The organism is Saccharibacillus deserti, assembly GCF_013618475.1.
GTDB lineage: Bacteria > Bacillota > Bacilli > Paenibacillales > Paenibacillaceae > Saccharibacillus > Saccharibacillus deserti.
Map to the genome: position 1 here is coordinate 63,967 of NZ_JABJVN010000008.1, position 15,699 is coordinate 79,665.

At 57.7% G+C, this 15,699-nt stretch carries 15 protein-coding genes; 7 read left to right on the plus strand and 8 right to left on the minus strand.

What is annotated here, in order from left to right; translation table 11 throughout:
• Positions 1-160: 160 nt before the first annotated feature.
• From HOP44_RS18290 to HOP44_RS18300, 3 genes are all read left to right on the plus strand, one after another.
• Entirely contained in the window at positions 161-1,024 is an 864-nt protein-coding gene (locus HOP44_RS18290) for a response regulator (protein ID WP_172256033.1), read from the plus strand.
• Positions 1,015-1,476: a chemotaxis protein CheX gene (locus HOP44_RS18295; RefSeq protein ID WP_172256035.1), complete on the plus strand. Its 462-nt coding sequence runs from the start codon at positions 1,015-1,017 to the stop codon at positions 1,474-1,476. Before HOP44_RS18290 ends, HOP44_RS18295 begins: the two co-directional genes overlap by 10 nt.
• Positions 1,477-1,658: 182 nt before the next feature.
• Positions 1,659-2,822 (plus strand): DUF2087 domain-containing protein, encoded by a 1,164-nt coding sequence (locus tag HOP44_RS18300; RefSeq protein WP_172256037.1) that lies wholly within the window; start codon positions 1,659-1,661, stop codon positions 2,820-2,822.
• Between the two features lie 199 nt (positions 2,823-3,021).
• Here HOP44_RS18300 and ychF read toward each other — a convergent pair whose 3' ends face one another.
• The 8 genes from ychF to cls form a co-directional block, all read right to left on the minus strand.
• Positions 3,022-4,122 carry a redox-regulated ATPase YchF gene (gene ychF / locus HOP44_RS18305; protein ID WP_172196335.1) on the minus strand — a complete coding sequence of 367 codons (1,101 nt, stop codon included), beginning with the start codon at positions 4,120-4,122 and terminating at the stop codon, positions 3,022-3,024.
• A gap of 247 nt (positions 4,123-4,369) precedes the next feature.
• Positions 4,370-5,419 carry a type 2 isopentenyl-diphosphate Delta-isomerase gene (gene fni / locus HOP44_RS18310; protein ID WP_172256039.1) on the minus strand — a complete coding sequence of 350 codons (1,050 nt, stop codon included), beginning with the start codon at positions 5,417-5,419 and terminating at the stop codon, positions 4,370-4,372.
• Positions 5,420-5,619: 200 nt separating this feature from the next.
• On the minus strand, positions 5,620-5,874 hold the full coding sequence (locus HOP44_RS18315) for a hypothetical protein (protein ID WP_172256041.1): 255 nt from the start codon (positions 5,872-5,874) through the stop codon (positions 5,620-5,622).
• A 133-nt stretch (positions 5,875-6,007) separates the two neighbouring features.
• Complete coding sequence (locus HOP44_RS18320) at positions 6,008-7,147, minus strand: glycosyltransferase family 2 protein (RefSeq protein WP_172256043.1); 1,140 nt, start codon at positions 7,145-7,147, stop codon at positions 6,008-6,010.
• A 129-nt stretch (positions 7,148-7,276) separates the two neighbouring features.
• Positions 7,277-8,149, minus strand: coding sequence for a phytoene/squalene synthase family protein (locus tag HOP44_RS18325; RefSeq protein ID WP_172256045.1), 873 nt, complete (start codon positions 8,147-8,149; stop codon positions 7,277-7,279).
• Entirely contained in the window at positions 8,146-9,621 is a 1,476-nt protein-coding gene (locus HOP44_RS18330) for a phytoene desaturase family protein (RefSeq protein ID WP_172256047.1), read from the minus strand. The genes HOP44_RS18325 and HOP44_RS18330 overlap by 4 nt, the downstream gene beginning before the upstream one ends.
• Entirely contained in the window at positions 9,618-11,171 is a 1,554-nt protein-coding gene (locus HOP44_RS18335) for a phytoene desaturase family protein (RefSeq protein ID WP_172256049.1), read from the minus strand. The genes HOP44_RS18330 and HOP44_RS18335 overlap by 4 nt, the downstream gene beginning before the upstream one ends.
• A 309-nt stretch (positions 11,172-11,480) precedes the next feature.
• Positions 11,481-12,992 (minus strand): cardiolipin synthase, encoded by a 1,512-nt coding sequence (gene cls, locus HOP44_RS18340; RefSeq protein WP_172256051.1) that lies wholly within the window; start codon positions 12,990-12,992, stop codon positions 11,481-11,483.
• A 240-nt stretch (positions 12,993-13,232) separates the two neighbouring features.
• Here cls and HOP44_RS18345 point away from each other — a divergent pair, with 240 nt between their 5' ends.
• From HOP44_RS18345 to HOP44_RS18360, 4 genes are all read left to right on the plus strand, one after another.
• Positions 13,233-13,814: a TetR/AcrR family transcriptional regulator gene (locus HOP44_RS18345; protein ID WP_172256053.1), complete on the plus strand. Its 582-nt coding sequence runs from the start codon at positions 13,233-13,235 to the stop codon at positions 13,812-13,814.
• 47 nt (positions 13,815-13,861) lie between these two features.
• Positions 13,862-14,233: a DMT family transporter gene (locus tag HOP44_RS18350; protein WP_172256055.1), complete on the plus strand. Its 372-nt coding sequence runs from the start codon at positions 13,862-13,864 to the stop codon at positions 14,231-14,233.
• A 1-nt stretch (position 14,234) separates the two neighbouring features.
• Positions 14,235-14,549 carry a DMT family transporter gene (locus HOP44_RS18355; protein WP_172256057.1) on the plus strand — a complete coding sequence of 105 codons (315 nt, stop codon included), beginning with the start codon at positions 14,235-14,237 and terminating at the stop codon, positions 14,547-14,549.
• Positions 14,550-14,682: 133 nt separating this feature from the next.
• Positions 14,683-15,630 (plus strand): TetR/AcrR family transcriptional regulator, encoded by a 948-nt coding sequence (locus tag HOP44_RS18360; RefSeq protein ID WP_172256059.1) that lies wholly within the window; start codon positions 14,683-14,685, stop codon positions 15,628-15,630.
• Positions 15,631-15,699 lie beyond the last annotated feature (69 nt).

A 15,699-nucleotide genomic window follows, 5' to 3' on the forward strand; every position in this document is an offset into this window, starting at 1 on the left:
CTTCATTTTCTACTTATATTCTCCCCTGCATCTGTCGATATTATACTACATACGCTGAACCTGGCCTAGTTTCGTTTGTTATGACTGTTGGACACTGGACGAACGGCGTAAACTCACTTCACTCAGGTAAAACGCACAACAGAGAGAAAGGAAGGGTCATATGTCAGCTGTAAGAGTCGTGATCGTAGATGATTCACCCTTTTCGATAGCCGTCATTCGTAACATCCTTGAAGAGAATGGATTCGAAGTCGTAGGGGAGGCCGGATCCCTGGAAGAAGTCAAAGAAGTCGTCGCAGCCACGCAGCCCGCGCTGGTCACGATGGATATGACCCTGCCCGGAACGGACGGATTGGAATGCACGCGCGCCGTACATGCCATCAATCCGAATATCAAAGTGATCGTGATCAGTTCCATGATGGACGACGAAATCCTCAAGCAAGCCAAAGAAAACCATGTATCCGGCTACATCCAGAAACCTGTAGACGCCGATGAACTGCTTGGCGAGATCCAGCGGGTCACGGCTTTCAATGAAATATTCCAGGAACTGGAAGAAGTTTACTTGGAAGTGTTCAAGGAAACGTTCAAAGACGGACTGAACCGTATGACAAAGACCCTTCTCACGTACAAAAGCGAACATGAACTGCACGAAGATTTCGAATCCCGGGGAATTGCCGTGATCGTAGGCATTATCGGAAAATTCTCGGGCAGACTGATGATCGACCTCAGCAAAGACACGGCCCATGCGCTGGTCGCGGCCATGATGAAAAAAGAACCGGCCAGCACTAGCGAGATTACCGCCGCTATCGCCGAATACACGAACATCGTAGCCGGCAACGCCTGCTCGATCCTGAACAAGAAAAATAAAGCGTTTGGTTTGCGGCTTGCCCCTCCATCGGTAATGCATGGCGAACGCATGCTGATCTCCCAAGCGGCGTTCAAAACCATGAGCGCGACCGCGGATACCAACTTTGGAGAAATGCTGCTGAATATCGGCTTTAGAAGAGGTGAGGACAAATGGATGTAGCGCACGTTAATCCCTTTATCGATTCGTTTATGAATGTTATGCCGCAGCTTGGATTCGCCGAAGTGCGAAAAGGCGGCCTCAGCGTCAAAGGGCAGGAGCTTGTCTGTTCCGGCGTTATCATCCTCGTAGGTATCGTAGGGACGCTCAAAGGGAATGTCGTGTATCGGATCGATACGGAAAGCGCCAAGAAAATCGCCTCCACCATGATGATGGGGATGGCCGTTGAACAGCTGGACGAGATGGCCCGGAGCGCGTTGTCCGAGCTGTCCAACATGCTGACCGCTACGGCCGCAACCGGTTTTGCCAACAACGGCATCGCCATCGACATTTCTACTCCGACCCTGCTCTCCGGCGAAAATATCTCGGTCAAAATGAGTTCTAAACAAGTATTGAGCCTGGAAGTACTGGCCAACGATATTCCGGTCGAAGTGCTGATCTCGTTCGAAAAATAAACCGGCTTTCCTGCCGTACCCAAAGCCGCTTTCGTCGCTCGAGACGAAAGCGGCTTTTTGTCGGGCAAACAAAAACGGAATCCGTCTTCCATTTGACAAACAACATGAATGAATGTTTATATTTATATAGACAAATCGCATTTATGCCTATCTTATCCCAAACAAAGAGAGGAATTGTCTCCATGAATATGACGGATACGCTGTGGAACGCCCCGATCGAAGACCTAAAAAAAGGCTATGCCCGGAGCGGGGAACTGTTCGTCTGTCTGTTCTGCGGCCATTCGGCGGAGCAGGGAGTGATCTATGCGGAAAACGGCTTCTTTTACGAAGCGGAGAAGTTTATGCGGCGGCATATCGCGTCGCAGCATGGCTCGGCTTTTGAAGCGCTCATCGGACAAGGCAAGAAAGCGACGGGCCTGACCGACCATCAGAACGCCCTGCTTCGGCTGTTCTACAGCGGACGCAGCGACGACGAGATCAAAAAGGAACTTGGAATCGGCAGCGCTTCGACGATCCGCAACCACCGGTTCGCGCTGAAAGAGAAAGAGCGGCAGGCGCGCATCTTCCTCGCGCTGATGGAAATGCTCAAGCAGCGGGGCGATAGCGGGGAGCCGGTCTTTATCGAACCGCATCCCCAGGCGAGAACAAGAGACGACCGTTACAATCTGACCGAAGAGGAAGAGCGGCAGATTCTCGGCAGTGCTTTTCCGGACGGTCCGGACAAACCGCTGCGCACTTTCGATCTGAAGGAGAAGCAGCGCTTGGCCGTGCTTCGGCATACGGCTGCGCGGCTCGACGACAAGCGCCTGTATACGGAAAAAGAAATCAACGCGGCGCTTGAACCGGTTTATGCCGATTATGCCATTTTGCGCCGCTTCCTGATCGAATACGGATTTCTGGACCGCGAACCGGACGGCAGCGCTTATTGGACAACCCGGGGCGGAAGGCCCGAAGCCGGCCCGTCCCCTACCCAGAAGGAGGAACTTCCCATGAACCGCAGAAAAGAACTTCAGGAAATCTACAAAGAGATCAAGCAGGAATCCGGCGTATACCGGATTGTCCACAAAGAAAGCGGACGCTCGTTTATCGCTTCGCTGCCGAATCTCAAATCGATGGAAGGCCGACGATTCGAATTGAACAACGGCAGCTTCAAAAATAGAGCGCTGCAGCAGGATTGGAAGACGTACGGCGAAGAAGCGTTCGAATTCGAAGTGCTGGAAGTGCTGAAACCGTCGGACAACACCTATATTCCCGTACGCGACCAGCTTGGAGAGATGGAAGCCAAATGGATGAACCGGCTCCGGCCGTACGGCGACCAAGGCTATCACCGTCCGCCGGCCGAGTAGAAGGCCGGCGGACGGGTATCGAAGAAGGCTCCGGCCGCCTCGTCCGGCGGCGTGAACACCGCTCTCGCCGGAGCACCGCGCCGCAGGATGCCTACGGACGCCGCCGAGGTTTCTCCGCGGCATGACCCGTCCTTTTCCACGGCAAAAAGCCGCTTTTCCCTTGAGGGAAAAAGCGGCTTTTTGACTGGTTTGTCAACGGTTAAACGTTGAAACGGAAATGCATAACGTCGCCGTCCTGCACGATATATTCTTTGCCTTCGAGGCGCAGCTGGCCGCGTTCTTTGGCACCGTTCATGGAACCCGCGTTGACCAGATCGTCGTAGCCCACCACTTCGGCGCGGATAAAGCCGCGTTCGAAGTCGGAGTGGATCACGCCCGCCGCGCCCGGTGCTTTGGTTCCTCTGCGGATCGTCCAGGCGCGAACTTCCTGAACGCCGGCCGTGAAGTACGTATACAGACCCAGCAGCTTGTAGGCCGCTTTGATCAGCAGATTGAGGCCCGACTCTTCGATGCCCAGTTCTTCGAGGAACATCTGCTTGTCTTCGCCTTCGAGTTCCGCGATCTCTTCTTCCACTTTGGCGCTGATCGGCACGACTTCCGCATTCTCGGCCGCCGCAAACTCGCGTACCTTCTGGACGTAGGCGTTGTTTGCCACATCGGCGATTTCGTCTTCGGCCACATTCGCCGCATACAGAACCGGCTTAAGCGTCAGCAGGTGCAGTTCGCGGATGATCTGGAGTTCGTCTTCCGTCAGATCGAGGCTGCGTGCAGGCTGGTCGTTGTACAGGGCTTCCTTGACTTTCTCCAGTACTTCGACTTCCTGCGCGGACTGTTTGTTGCCGCCTTTGAGGTTCTTTTTGGAACGCTCGATTCTTTTGTCGACACTCTCGATATCGGCGAGAATCAGCTCCAGGTTGATCGTTTGGATATCGCTGATCGGATCGATCTTGCCGTCCACGTGGGTGATGTTCTCATCCACAAAGCAGCGAACGACGTGTACGATCGCGTCCACTTCGCGGATATGGGCCAGGAATTTGTTGCCCAGGCCTTCGCCCTTGCTCGCGCCGCGCACAAGACCCGCGATGTCTACGAATTCGAATGCCGTCGGCACCGTTTTCTTGGGCGTAACCATCTCCGTCAGTTTGTCGAGACGCTCGTCGGGTACTTCGACGATCCCGACATTCGGGTCGATGGTGCAGAACGGATAGTTGGCGGACTCTGCGCCTGCCTGCGTGATTGCGTTGAACAATGTGGATTTGCCGACGTTCGGCAAACCTACGATACCGGCTTTCAATGCCATATGAATACACAACTCCTCTGAGTTTGATCGTAAATGCCCATTAAGATATTCCTGCAAAAAGCATCAGCGTATATTATAACAGGATTTCGGGTGAAGAGATACGGAAGCGGCCCCGGCAGCCGAGAAGATTTCGCGGCAAAAAAAGCGGACGGTTGGGTTCCGTCCGCTTGTCGCGCTTCGCTGCGTTTCGGGTACCGCTTTCTTTTTTGTCCGTTCAAAGAATCTTCGGACTGCCGTAAGCCTGCTTTCAGTTTTTGCGCTGCAGCCGCTTGGTGCCTTGAAGCTTCGCTACACATCCCGCGCCGATCCCGAACATGACCGTGCGCAGTTCGAATTCGGCCTGCTCCATGGCCTTCGCCGCACTCTCGGCGGAATCCACGGCCGGGCCGAGCAGCGCCCGGCCGAAGCCCGCAAGATCGGCGCCGAGCGCGATCGCCTTCGCCGCATCCACACCGCCGCGAAGACCGCCGCTTCCGATCAGCGGCAGATGCGGCAGTTCGCCGCGGATCTCCGCGATGCACTCCGCCGTCCCCGTGCCCCAGCCGGCGAACGCTTCCGCCGCGGCCCGGCGCATGGCGTCGGAGCTGCGGAACTTCTCCACCTGGCTCCATGAGGTGCCGCCCGCGCCGGCCGCGTCGATAAACGCGACGCCGGCTTCCGCCAGGCGCAGAGCCGTCTCGCCGTCGATGCCCCAGCCGACTTCCTTCACGCCGACCGGCACGTCCAGATCGCGGCACAGCTTCGCGATCTTCGGCAGCAGCCCGGCAAAGTTCGTATTGCCTTCGGGCTGGAACACTTCCTGCAGGCTGTTCAGATGCAGCACCAGCGCGTCCGCTTCCGCGATATCCACCGCGCGCCGGCATTCGTCCGCCCCGAAGCCGTAATTCAACTGAACCGCCCCCAGATTGGCGATCACCGGAATGTCCGGCGCTTTATGCCGGACCTTGAACGTCTCCGCCAGTTCGCCGCGTTCGACGGCGGCGCGAACAGAACCGAGCCCCATCGCCCAGCCGCGCATCTGCGCCGCTTCGGCCAGACGCTCGTTGATCCGTCCCGTTCCGGCGCTTCCGCCGGTCATCGAACTGATCAGCATCGGCGCACGCAGCTCGCGTCCGAGAAACGAAGCCGTCAAATCGATCTGGTCAAAATCCGTTTCCGGCAGCGCATTGTGCCGGAAGGCGTAACGTTCGAATCCGGTCGTTACGCCGACACCGCCTACTTCTTCTTCCAGGCACAGACGAACATGCTCGCTTTTGCGGTCTCCGGTCGATACGGAATCGTTCTTTTCTCTCGTCATGGCCTGTCCCCTCTTTCTTTTCATCCTGCCGGTTATGGACGAACCCCGGTCGAGGTCCGGACTTACCTGCCGGCAATGCGTTCCGCGACCAGCTGACCCGACAAGGTCACAAACGGCGTACCGCCGCCCGTACGGTTCGTTCCTCCCACGTACCAGAGTCCGGACACATCCGGATCCCGGTTGCCCGGCCGGAAAAGCGTCTACCTCATCGTATTGGAAGAAATGCCGTAAATGGCTCCCGGGGGTGCGGAGCCCGGCTCCGAATACCCGCTATTGCAAATGTACAGAGCGGGATCGTCCGGCGCAACTTTGCGCTTGAAAATACCGTCGAACTCGCTTTCGAGCCGCTCCGGCGTCAGCAGATCGCCGTTGCAGACGATTTCGCCCGCTTCGATCATGCCTTCCGTCGTCTCGACACCGTAGACGCGTCCCGCCCGCACCTTGATCGACAGCACTTCCGTACCCGTGCGGATCTCTACGCCCAGCTCGCGGGGCCAGCCGCCTCATGCCTTCGACCAAACCGTACGTTCCTCCGCGGATGCCGTATAGGCCCAGATCGGCTTCGACATGGGCCGGCATGGGACTTTTTTATCCGTATCGGCGGCCTTTCCAGGTATGGCCTTTGCCGTTCAAACCGCCGGCAACGCTTGCCAGGGCGATCGCCAGGGTGCAGCAGACGGTTGCAGCCATGAAGACGCCGCGCCAGGCCGGCAGACCGCTGCGTATATCGCACACCGATTTGACCGTCATCCCGAGCAGCATGGCCAGGCCGCTGAACGCCGCCAGATGAAGATTGCCCGAGAACAGCCCGATGAGCAGCGCGATCGGCGGCAGGATATACAGTGCCGTGTACCAGAGCAGCATCCCGGCCATGAGCACATAATTGCGCCCCATTCCGGCAAACATATTTTTGCTGAAGCCTTCCCAGACTTCGCGCGCCCCGTGGTACATCCGCATCTGGGCGTGTTTGCTCATATCGGCCAGCATCATTTTGTAGCCCGCTTGTTTGACTGCTCGGGCCATGGCCATATCGTCCACCATCTCGTTCTTGAGCGCTTCGTATCCGCCTACCGATTCGTAGGCGGAACGTTTGATCAGCATATAAGCGCCGTGCGCCGCGGAAAACAGGCGGCTGCTCGAACGGGCTACCATCGGCATCGGCAGATGGCACAAGATGACGAATTCCATCATCGGGACAACCAGCCGTTCCATCCAGGTCCCCGTGATCTGCTTGGGAAATCCGCTCAGCAGGCCGACTTTCTTCTTCATGGCGGAACGCAGCGTATCCCGGATCGCCAGTCTGCCGACTCTGACATCGGCATCGAGCATCAGATACCAACTGCCGGATGCCTGTTCGGCCAGACGATGGCAGGCATAACATTTGCCTTTCCAGCCTTCGGGCAGTTCGTCCCCTTTCATCAGCCGGATCCGGTGATCTTCCATCGCCATCCGCCGCACGATGCCCCCGGTATCGTCGCTCGAATCGTCGTCGTAGACGATCACCTCGATCCGGTATTCCGAATCGTCGGAATCCAGCACATGGTTCAGACACTCTTCGATATTGCGTTCTTCGTCGCGGGCCGGAATCAGTACCGACACCAGCGGACGGTTCTCGATCGTACGCGTACGCTTGCCGGGCACCGGCAGGGCGCGGCTGTTAATCAGCGCGAAGACCAGCTGCGCGGCGAGAAGTAAGCAGACGGCTGTCAGAACCCAAGTCAGAATCAACGTTTCGTCCTCTCCTTTCGCCTGTGCCGATCGCCATCCAGACATAGAATACGATGCCGGAGATAACAGCCGTCCGCTCCAGACGGCTTCCGGCTGCCGGCAGGCGTAGACGGGTCTGCGATCCGTCCATTACGACACGGCTGCGCTGTCCGCGGAATCGTCGACCGCGCCGAAGCTTGACATAACGCGCAGCAGCAGCACGCCCTTCTCTTCATCCGGCACGATTGCCCGCCGGTCAAAGACGTCATAGCCGTTGCGCCTTACCTGATCGAAGATCGCTCCGTAGAAAGCGGCAGCCAGAGCTACCGACAAGCCGCTGCGCTTCGGATAGCTGTCCAGGTTGGACAGCCCCTGCTCCAGCCAGATGGCCGCCTGGCCGTGCAGTTCATCGATCATGGCGGTAAACCGCCCATCGATCACCCCGCGGGACAAATCCTCTTCGGTATAGCCGTGTCGGCGCATCAGATCCGCCGGAATATAACGGCGTCCCCGGCCCAGATCTTCGCCGACATCGCGAATGATATTGACGATCTGCATCCCCTTGCCGAGAGCGATGCCCGCTTCGGCCGCCTCGGCATGCAGATCGTCGCGGAGCACCGGCAGCAGCATTTCCCCTACCGTGCCGGCCACCAGGTAGCAGTAGCGTTCCAACTGCTCCATGGTCTCGTAGCGCAGCAGGGTCAGATCCGACACTTGCCCTTCCATCTGATTCAGGAACGGCTGGCGTCCCAGGTTCGGAAACCCGGCGAACAGCCAGCGCAGCGCCGGCCAGATAAAATGGTCGTTTGCCCGGTCCAGGTCAAGAAACCGCTCGCGCAGTTCATGAATGGTAAAAGGCGAAGTCTCCGGCTCGTCGACGCTGTCGTCGATCAGGCGGCAGAACGCATAGATGACGTAGACCGCGTGACGCCTCTTCTCCGGCAGATCCCGGAAGGCGTGGTAAAACGAGGACGAGCCCTGCCTCATCGAATCCTCGCACTGCTGCAAGATGTGTTCGTTCATGGATTCCACTCCTTCAAAAGCTGATTTACGGCCATTCTCGCCCCCTGCATCACGATTGGCACGCCGCCGCCGGGATGCACCGAAGCGCCCGCCGCATACAATCCGTCTATCGTCTGAAAAGGCTTGGGCTGCGGCCGGTAAGGACCGGATTGGGTCAGAATCGGGGCGATGCCGAAGCTCCCGCCGACATAGTTGCCGTCTTTGCGCGAATCCTCCGGCGTCCGGAGCTTGATCCATTTGATCGAGTCCCGCAGCCCCGGGAAGCCCCTGCGCTCCGCGGATTGAAGTACTTTGCGCGCAAGACGCCGCCCTTCCTTCGCCCAGGAAATGCGCGAAGCGTCCGGAGCCGGAATCAGGAAATACAGCAGACTTTCTCCTTCCGGAGCGGCCTCCGGATCCAGTTCGATCGGATTAAAGACATAGAACGACGGATTGGCGGGAATCATCCCCCGTTCGAACACCGCCTGCAGACTGTCGCCGAGGCTTTCCGGGAGGAAGAATTGGTGCGCCGCCGTATCTTCCCAACGCTTGGAAGTTCCCATATAAACCATTACGCAGCCCGAGGACGGACGGTAAGGCTTTTTGCGGTTGGCTTCGGGCTGCCCTTCAAGCAGCGGCAGCAGATTCGGGAAATCCCCGTTAAACAAAACGGCGTCGTACCCTTCGCGGACGCCGTCCACCACAATCCCCCGGCAGCGGCCCGTTTCGACGGAAAGCCGCTCCACGCGGGTATTCAGACGGATCTCGACATTCCGCGCACGCAGCTCTTCTTCCAGAATGACCGGCAGGCGCGCATAGCCGCCTTCGATCATCCAGATGCCGAAATCGTGCTCCGCGTACGGCAGAATCGAATATACGCCCGGCGTTCCGGCAGGCTGTCCGCCGATATAGAGCGACTGCAGCGAATAGGCATCGATCAGATCTTTGTGTTTGAAGTATCGGGCGGCCGCGGCCCTTACGCTGCGGTGCGCCTGCAGCCTGCCGAGCATACGCACCTGGCGCGGCGCGAAGAAATCGCGCTTGCGGGGAAACGTCCGTTCCAGCACCGAAGCTTTGGCGCCCGGGTACATATCCCGCATTTGGTTCATATACCGGATATACCCTTCCGACTCTCCGGGAAACAGCCGTTCGATTTCTTTGGCCTGATCTTCCGGCCTGCGGCGTTTAGTCATCATTCGGCCGTCCGAATAATGAATGCGGTAGAGAGGGTCCGCTTCGATCAATTTGATCCGTTCCCGTTCGACGCCGCCTTCTTCGAGAATCGACAGCAGCATCTCCGGCAGCAGCACGATCGTCGGACCCTGGTCGATCTGCGCGGCCGGTTCTCCGCCTTGTTCAAAAGCGATTCGGCCGCCCAGACGGTCGCGGCCTTCGAGCAGCGTGACTTCCGCGCCCTGCCGGCTGAGCAGCAGGGCAGCCGTCAGGCCGCCGATGCCGCCGCCTACGATAGCGACTTTCGGTCCGCGGGTCATTCGGTTCCTCCGGCCGCGCCGAGCGGCTGGGGAGCCGCATGGGCGCGGCTGCCGCCGTCGGCTTTCTCGATCAGGTCGACGCTGATCCGCGCCGATTCGAAGATGGTCGGCAGTCCGCTGCCCGGATGCGTGCCGCCGCCTACCAGCCAGACGCGGTCGACTTCCTCGAACTTGTTATGCGGGCGGAAAGCCATCATCTGCCCCAGATTGTGGGACAAATTGAAGGTGGCCCCCCGGTATACGTCAAGCGAATCCTGCCAGTCCTGCGGCGTGAAGAACGCTTCTTCTTCGATGCGTCCGCGGAGTCCTTTCAGCTGGTCGATCGCCTCCACCCGGTCCAACATCCACTCTTTGAGTGCCTCGCGGCGGCCGCTCCAGTCGGCGTTGCCTTTGAGATTCGGTACCGGCATCAGTACATACAGCGCGGACTTTCCGGCCGGTGCCAGCGTCGGATCGAGTTTGGAAGGATTATGCACATAGATAGAAGGGTCTTCCGACAGCTTCTGGCTGCCCGTGATCTCTTCGACGTTCTTCGCGTAATCGTCCGCAAAATGGATCGAGTGGTGCGGAAGGTCGATCTCGCCGTCGATGCCCAGATACAGCATGGCGGTCGAGCAGGAATACTTTTTCGCTCCCAGCTTCTGCGGGGTATATTTCTTGAGTACGCCGGGTTCGAACAGATGGTTCATCGCCGAAGCGAAGTCCGCTCCGATCACCACGTGGTCGGCCAAGCGGGTCTCGCCGCCTCGCAGGCGTACGCCCGTGGCGCGTCCCTTGTCCGTCACGATGCGTTCGACCGGCGTTCCCAGATGGAAGCGCACGCCGTGTTCTTCCGCCACCTTGACCATGGCGTCCCACAGCGCGGAGATGCCGCCTTTGGGATGCAGCAGACCGTAGCGGTGTTCCATAAACGACAAAATGGTAAAAGTACCCGGACAATTCCAGGCGGACATGCCAAGATATTTGGATTGGAAGGTAAAAGCATATTTAAGCCGCTCGTCTTTGAAATAACGCGAGAGCTGACCATAAACCGTGTCGGTGATTTTGAGATAAGGCAGCGCTTTGATCGCATCGGCTTTCATATAATCGCCGAATCCGCCGAAAGGACGGCGCAGCAGCGGTTCCACATGTTCGTACTTGACTGACTCATCGGTCATAAAACGATAGAATCCGGCTTCTTCTCCGGGGAAAAGGGCTTTGATCCGTCTGGCCGTCTCTTCATTGTCGCTCGAAGGCATCAGCACGGTGCGGCCCCGGTCGAAATACAACCCGTAGAGAGGGTCCAACTTGTGGAGTTCCACATAATCGTGTACGGAACGTCCGGCCTGCTCAAACAGCTCTTCGAGCAGCTGCGGCATCATCAGAAACGTCGCGCCCCGGTCAAACGTATATTCGCCAAGTTTAAGCCTGCCCGAGCGTCCACCCGGAACGGACTGCTTTTCATAAACATCGACCTCGTATCCCTTCGCGCCAAGCAGCATCGCCGCCGCCAGTCCGCCGGGTCCTGCTCCTACGATGACCGCGGTTTTGCTTTTTTCATTTCGCCCCATGCCGATTCACCTTTCTTGATTCAGAGTTGCCCCATCGTCTTTTATTACCCAACAACCGGCCTTTCGGCTCGTTTTGCGGATGAAGAATTGTGTAAAATCGGTGCGAACACGATCTTTTTGTATGAAATTTTAGCTTCCGAAGCTCCAGAGATCTCCTTCAGCGTACCATAGCAACCTTGATCCCACAAACGTCTTTTATTCGGGGCATTCAACGTCCGCACGCCAAAAAGGAAAGGAAACGCCTCCCCGGAGGATTCCTTTCCTTTTGGAGCGCGATCCGCGCGGATTTCCGATTTTCCGGGCTGGTCATCAAAGCAGCGGCGACAGCAGTCTTGCGGCGGATTCCATAAATCGCAAAGCCATGCGTTTGCTGCCGAATGCAGCCGGATCGATCATCGTCGTGTTCAGCAGGTCGCGCTCGAAGTCGGCCGCGATCCGCTTTACGCTGGCATTGTTCATGAGCAGCGCGTTGACTTCGAAGTTGAGATGGAAACTGCGCATGTCCATGTTGGCCGTACCTATGCTCGCCGTTTCCCCGTCCACGATCAGCAGCTTGGAATGCAGAAATCCTTTTTCGTATTCGTAAATCTTCACGCCCGCATCGAGCAGAATCGGGAAATACGAGTGCGAGGCCCAGAACGGCAGTTTCTTGTCTGGTTTCGCGGGGAACAGCAGACGTACATCCAGTCCCGACAAAGCGGCGGTGCGCAGGGCAGTCAGAATGTCTTCGTCGGGAATAAAATACGGCGTTGCGATCCAGACCGAACGCTTGGCCGTCGTAATCATGGTGAAAAAGATATGTTTGAGCGTCCGCCGGTCGTTGTCGGGTCCGCTTGCGATGATCTGCACGGCGCCGAGCGCGGGGTCCGGTTTGCTTTTGGACTGAAAATAACCCGGTCCGGTCGGCTGTTCGTTCGTCATATGCCGCCAATCCCGAAGGAAAATACGCTGCAGCGTGCTGACCGCGTCCCCTTCGATCCGCATATGCGTATCGCGCCAGAATCCGTACGTCTTGCTCCGGCTGAGGTATTCGTCGCCCACGTTCAATCCGCCGATAAACCCGATACTTTTGTCGATCACGACGATCTTGCGGTGATTGCGGTAATTGACCCGGCTCGTCGCCAGCAGGAACTTGGTTGCGCCGAACAGCGCCACCTTGATCCCGGCTGCCCGCATCTCGTCCAGAAAGCGGCGCGGAAGCTGGATACTGCCGACCGCGTCGACCATAAACCGGACTTCCACGCCCGCTTTCGCTTTTTCGATCAGCAGCTTTTGAATCTGGGTGCCGATATCGTCCGCCCGATAAATGTAATATTCCATATGGATATGGTGACGGGCACCGCGCAGAGCGGCAAGCAGTTCGGAAAAAGTGCTGCCCCCGTTGGTCAGGACCGCCGTCGGGCTCGAGTAGGAGACCGGAGTCAGCGACAAACGGCGCGACAAACGCAGAATCCGCTGCTGTTCGTCGCTGAAATCCAGCGTGTTTTCAATGCCGGCCAGCGTGTCTTTTTCGCTCCATTCATAAATGCGGCGGTCCCATTCGGCTTTCTTGTCGTACTTGCGGCGGCGGAAATAATTCTGTCCGAACAGGAAATAGAAGATCAGTCCGACGACCGGCAGCAGGCCGAGCACCAGGATCCAGGACAGCGTACTCGACGGATTGCGGTTGTCCATGAAGATGACGAACGCGATCGAGACGACGGTCAGGGTGGAAAAAATGCTCATAACGGCAGCGGCGGTCGTTCCGAACAAATCGACGCCGAAGTAATAGAAGACGAACAATAAAGCGGCGAGCAGGAACACAATCAGTCCACGTCTCATGTCTAACTCCCCCTCCTGCGGCACGGTCTCGGTCATTCCGGTCTGTGTATTCCGGTCATTACGTTCCGCTGCCCTATCGGTTTCATTCTTCAGGCAGCCAAGTCTGCGATTTAACCTCTGACCCCCATTCGCCGCCGGGCCTTTTTTTGCCTTTTTCTTTGACTTCGGGTATCCGGCGTGCTATTTTAAAACTAACGACCGTTAGTTTGTTTTGTATTCTCCGGCCAAGGAGGCGTTCGAATGACCCGCAAGCCTTTTATAGAAGATACCGCGCTGAGCCTGTTTGCCTCGGAGGGATTTGAAGGAGCTTCCCTGGGACGGATCGCCGAAGTCGTAGGGATTCGCAAACCTTCAATTTATGCGCATTTTCGCAGCAAGGAAGATCTGTTCCTGTCCGTGTTCACCCGGGCGCTTCGGCGCAAGCGTCTGACGCTGTTCCGGTATGTACTGGAAAAGTCGGACGGCCCGCCGGAAGAAGCGATGTACCGGCTGGCGGAGCGGCTGCTCGACGATTACGAGTCGGACACGGAGACCCGCTTTTTGCTGCGAATGTGCTACTTCCCTCCAAGTGCGCTGCACGATGAAGTCATGTCCCTGGTCAATCCGTTCTTCAGGCAGGCGGAACGCGCGCTGACCCGTATGCTCAAACGCCCGGAGAATGCAGCGCGCCTGCATCCCGGCGGAGCCGAAGAAGCGGCGCTGGCCTACGTGACCCTACTCGACGGCATCATGGCCGAAGCCATCTACGGCAGCCGCGCCACTGCCGCCCGCCGCCTTGCTGCGGTCTGGCCGGTCTACTGCCGGGGTATCTTGATCCGTTAAACCTTTTGTGAATCATCCAGTCATTGAATGAAGGAGCTGTCATCATTATGAGCCGCACAAACCGCGGATGGACCTATGTTTTGATTGGAGGAGTATTTGAAGTCGCCTGGGTATCCGGGCTGAAGCACTCCTCGAATATTTGGGAATGGCTGCTGACCATCATCGGGATCGCCGCCAGTTTCTGGCTGATGATCGGCGCTTCCAAAGTGCTGCCGATCGGCAGCGTATATGCCGTATTCACGGGACTCGGCACGGCGGGAACCGTCGTTGCCGAGACGCTGCTGTTCGGCGAACCGTTCAGCCTGGCCAAGACGCTGCTGATCCTGCTGCTGCTGTCCGGCGTAATCGGGCTCAAACTTGTCACCGCCGCGGAACCGGCGGAGAATGGGTCTTCGGCTCAAGGAAAGGAGGCGGTCTGAGATGCCTTGGCTCGCTCTTGTTCTCGCAGGCTGCTGTGAAATATTCGGCGTTATCGGACTGAAGCAGGTTTCCCTGCGCAAGGGACTGCCTGCCTACGTGCTGCTGATTGCCGCTTTTACCAGCAGTTTCTCGCTGCTCACCTATGCCATGCAGCATATCGCCATGGGCACGGCTTACGCGATCTGGACCGGAATCGGCACCGTAGGCGGCGCCCTGGTCGGCATGTTCATGTACGGCGAACCGAAGGAAGCGCGGCGAATCTTGTTCATTTCCATGATTCTGTCTGCCGCCGTCGGATTAAAGCTGATTTCGTAAAAAACCTCTATCGAACGACCGCTTTCGACCCCGGTTTTCCGGCAAAGTTGAGGCGGCCGTTTTTTTGGTTTATACTACTGTTGACCCAATAGTCGATTATGGAACTCGTCAGTCAAAAGAAAGGGGACTGCTTTTGCTTACCGATAAATCCGCGGAACGCAGACAAACCATTTTTACGGTGGCACTCGGTTTGTTTTCGGAACGGGGAATCCAGGAAACCTCCATGCAGGATATCGCGGAACGCTGCGGTTTCTCCAAAGGAACGCTTTACCAGCATTTCCGCTCCAAAGAAGAACTGATTGGCGCCATCCACCAGTACGCGCTGGGCATGCTGCACGAAAAGCTGGAAAAAGCGGCTTCCGCCAATCTGCCGCCCCGCGAAGCGTTTTACGCCCAGATCGAAGTCCTCCTGCATTCGCTGATCGAATTCAAGGAATTCATCCTGATGCAGATCCGCGAACGCGAATTCAGCGGGATCGGCGAAGACCTCGCTTCGGATACGGGTTCCAAAGTCTGCGGGCCTGCCGCCCATCATCCCCTGCTGGCTTCCGCGTTCGTCCAGATTCGCCGAAGCCTGATCGGGATCTACGGACCCGAGATCGATCCGTATTCCGGGGACTTCGCTATCGTCGTCGGCGGTCTCGTCTTCTCGTACCTGCAGCTGACCGACTGGGGCATGCCTGAAATTCCGATTGCCGAAGTGCTTCGCCATCTGGAATTGACGCTTGATGCCGCAGCCGAACGCGTACTGGGCACGAAGCCGGAGCCGCTTATTTCTCCCGCGCTGTGGGCCACCTGGGTGGAAGACGCCCCCGAAGATCCTTCCGTTTCCAAACGCCCGTTTATCCTGATCCGCCAAATGCGCGACACGCTGGCCTGGAGTCCGATCGGCCGGGGCGAGCGCGAAGAGGCCCTGGAAACGCTGGACGTTCTGGAGGAAGAATTGTCTGCCGAAATGCCCCGCCGCTCCGTCGTCCGGGGAATGCTCGCCAATCTGAAAGACGTTCATGCCCTGCACGGAGCGCTCGAACAGCTGTCCCCGCTCGTGCTCTACCGTTTGGACGAGATGCGTTCCCGTTGAGCCAAAACCATGCTGCCGCCCCGCCCCTGCCTCATCCGGATCGAGACAAAGAAGCCCGGTACACGGGCA

Excerpts from the sequence above, each read along its gene's own strand:
- HOP44_RS18290 (WP_172256033.1), top strand. The coding sequence starts at position 161 with ATGTCAGCTGTAAGAGTCGTGATCGTAGATGATTCACCCTTTTCGATA.
- HOP44_RS18295 (WP_172256035.1), top strand. The coding sequence starts at position 1,015 with ATGGATGTAGCGCACGTTAATCCCTTTATCGATTCGTTTATGAATGTT.
- HOP44_RS18300 (WP_172256037.1), top strand. The coding sequence starts at position 1,659 with ATGAATATGACGGATACGCTGTGGAACGCCCCGATCGAAGACCTAAAA.
- ychF (WP_172196335.1), bottom strand. The coding sequence starts at position 4,122 with ATGGCATTGAAAGCCGGTATCGTAGGTTTGCCGAACGTCGGCAAATCC.
- fni (WP_172256039.1), bottom strand. The coding sequence starts at position 5,419 with ATGACGAGAGAAAAGAACGATTCCGTATCGACCGGAGACCGCAAAAGC.
- HOP44_RS18325 (WP_172256045.1), bottom strand. The coding sequence starts at position 8,149 with ATGAACGAACACATCTTGCAGCAGTGCGAGGATTCGATGAGGCAGGGC.
- HOP44_RS18330 (WP_172256047.1), bottom strand. The coding sequence starts at position 9,621 with ATGACCCGCGGACCGAAAGTCGCTATCGTAGGCGGCGGCATCGGCGGC.
- HOP44_RS18335 (WP_172256049.1), bottom strand. The coding sequence starts at position 11,171 with ATGGGGCGAAATGAAAAAAGCAAAACCGCGGTCATCGTAGGAGCAGGA.
- cls (WP_172256051.1), bottom strand. The coding sequence starts at position 12,992 with ATGAGACGTGGACTGATTGTGTTCCTGCTCGCCGCTTTATTGTTCGTC.
- HOP44_RS18345 (WP_172256053.1), top strand. The coding sequence starts at position 13,233 with ATGACCCGCAAGCCTTTTATAGAAGATACCGCGCTGAGCCTGTTTGCC.
- HOP44_RS18350 (WP_172256055.1), top strand. The coding sequence starts at position 13,862 with ATGAGCCGCACAAACCGCGGATGGACCTATGTTTTGATTGGAGGAGTA.
- HOP44_RS18355 (WP_172256057.1), top strand. The coding sequence starts at position 14,235 with ATGCCTTGGCTCGCTCTTGTTCTCGCAGGCTGCTGTGAAATATTCGGC.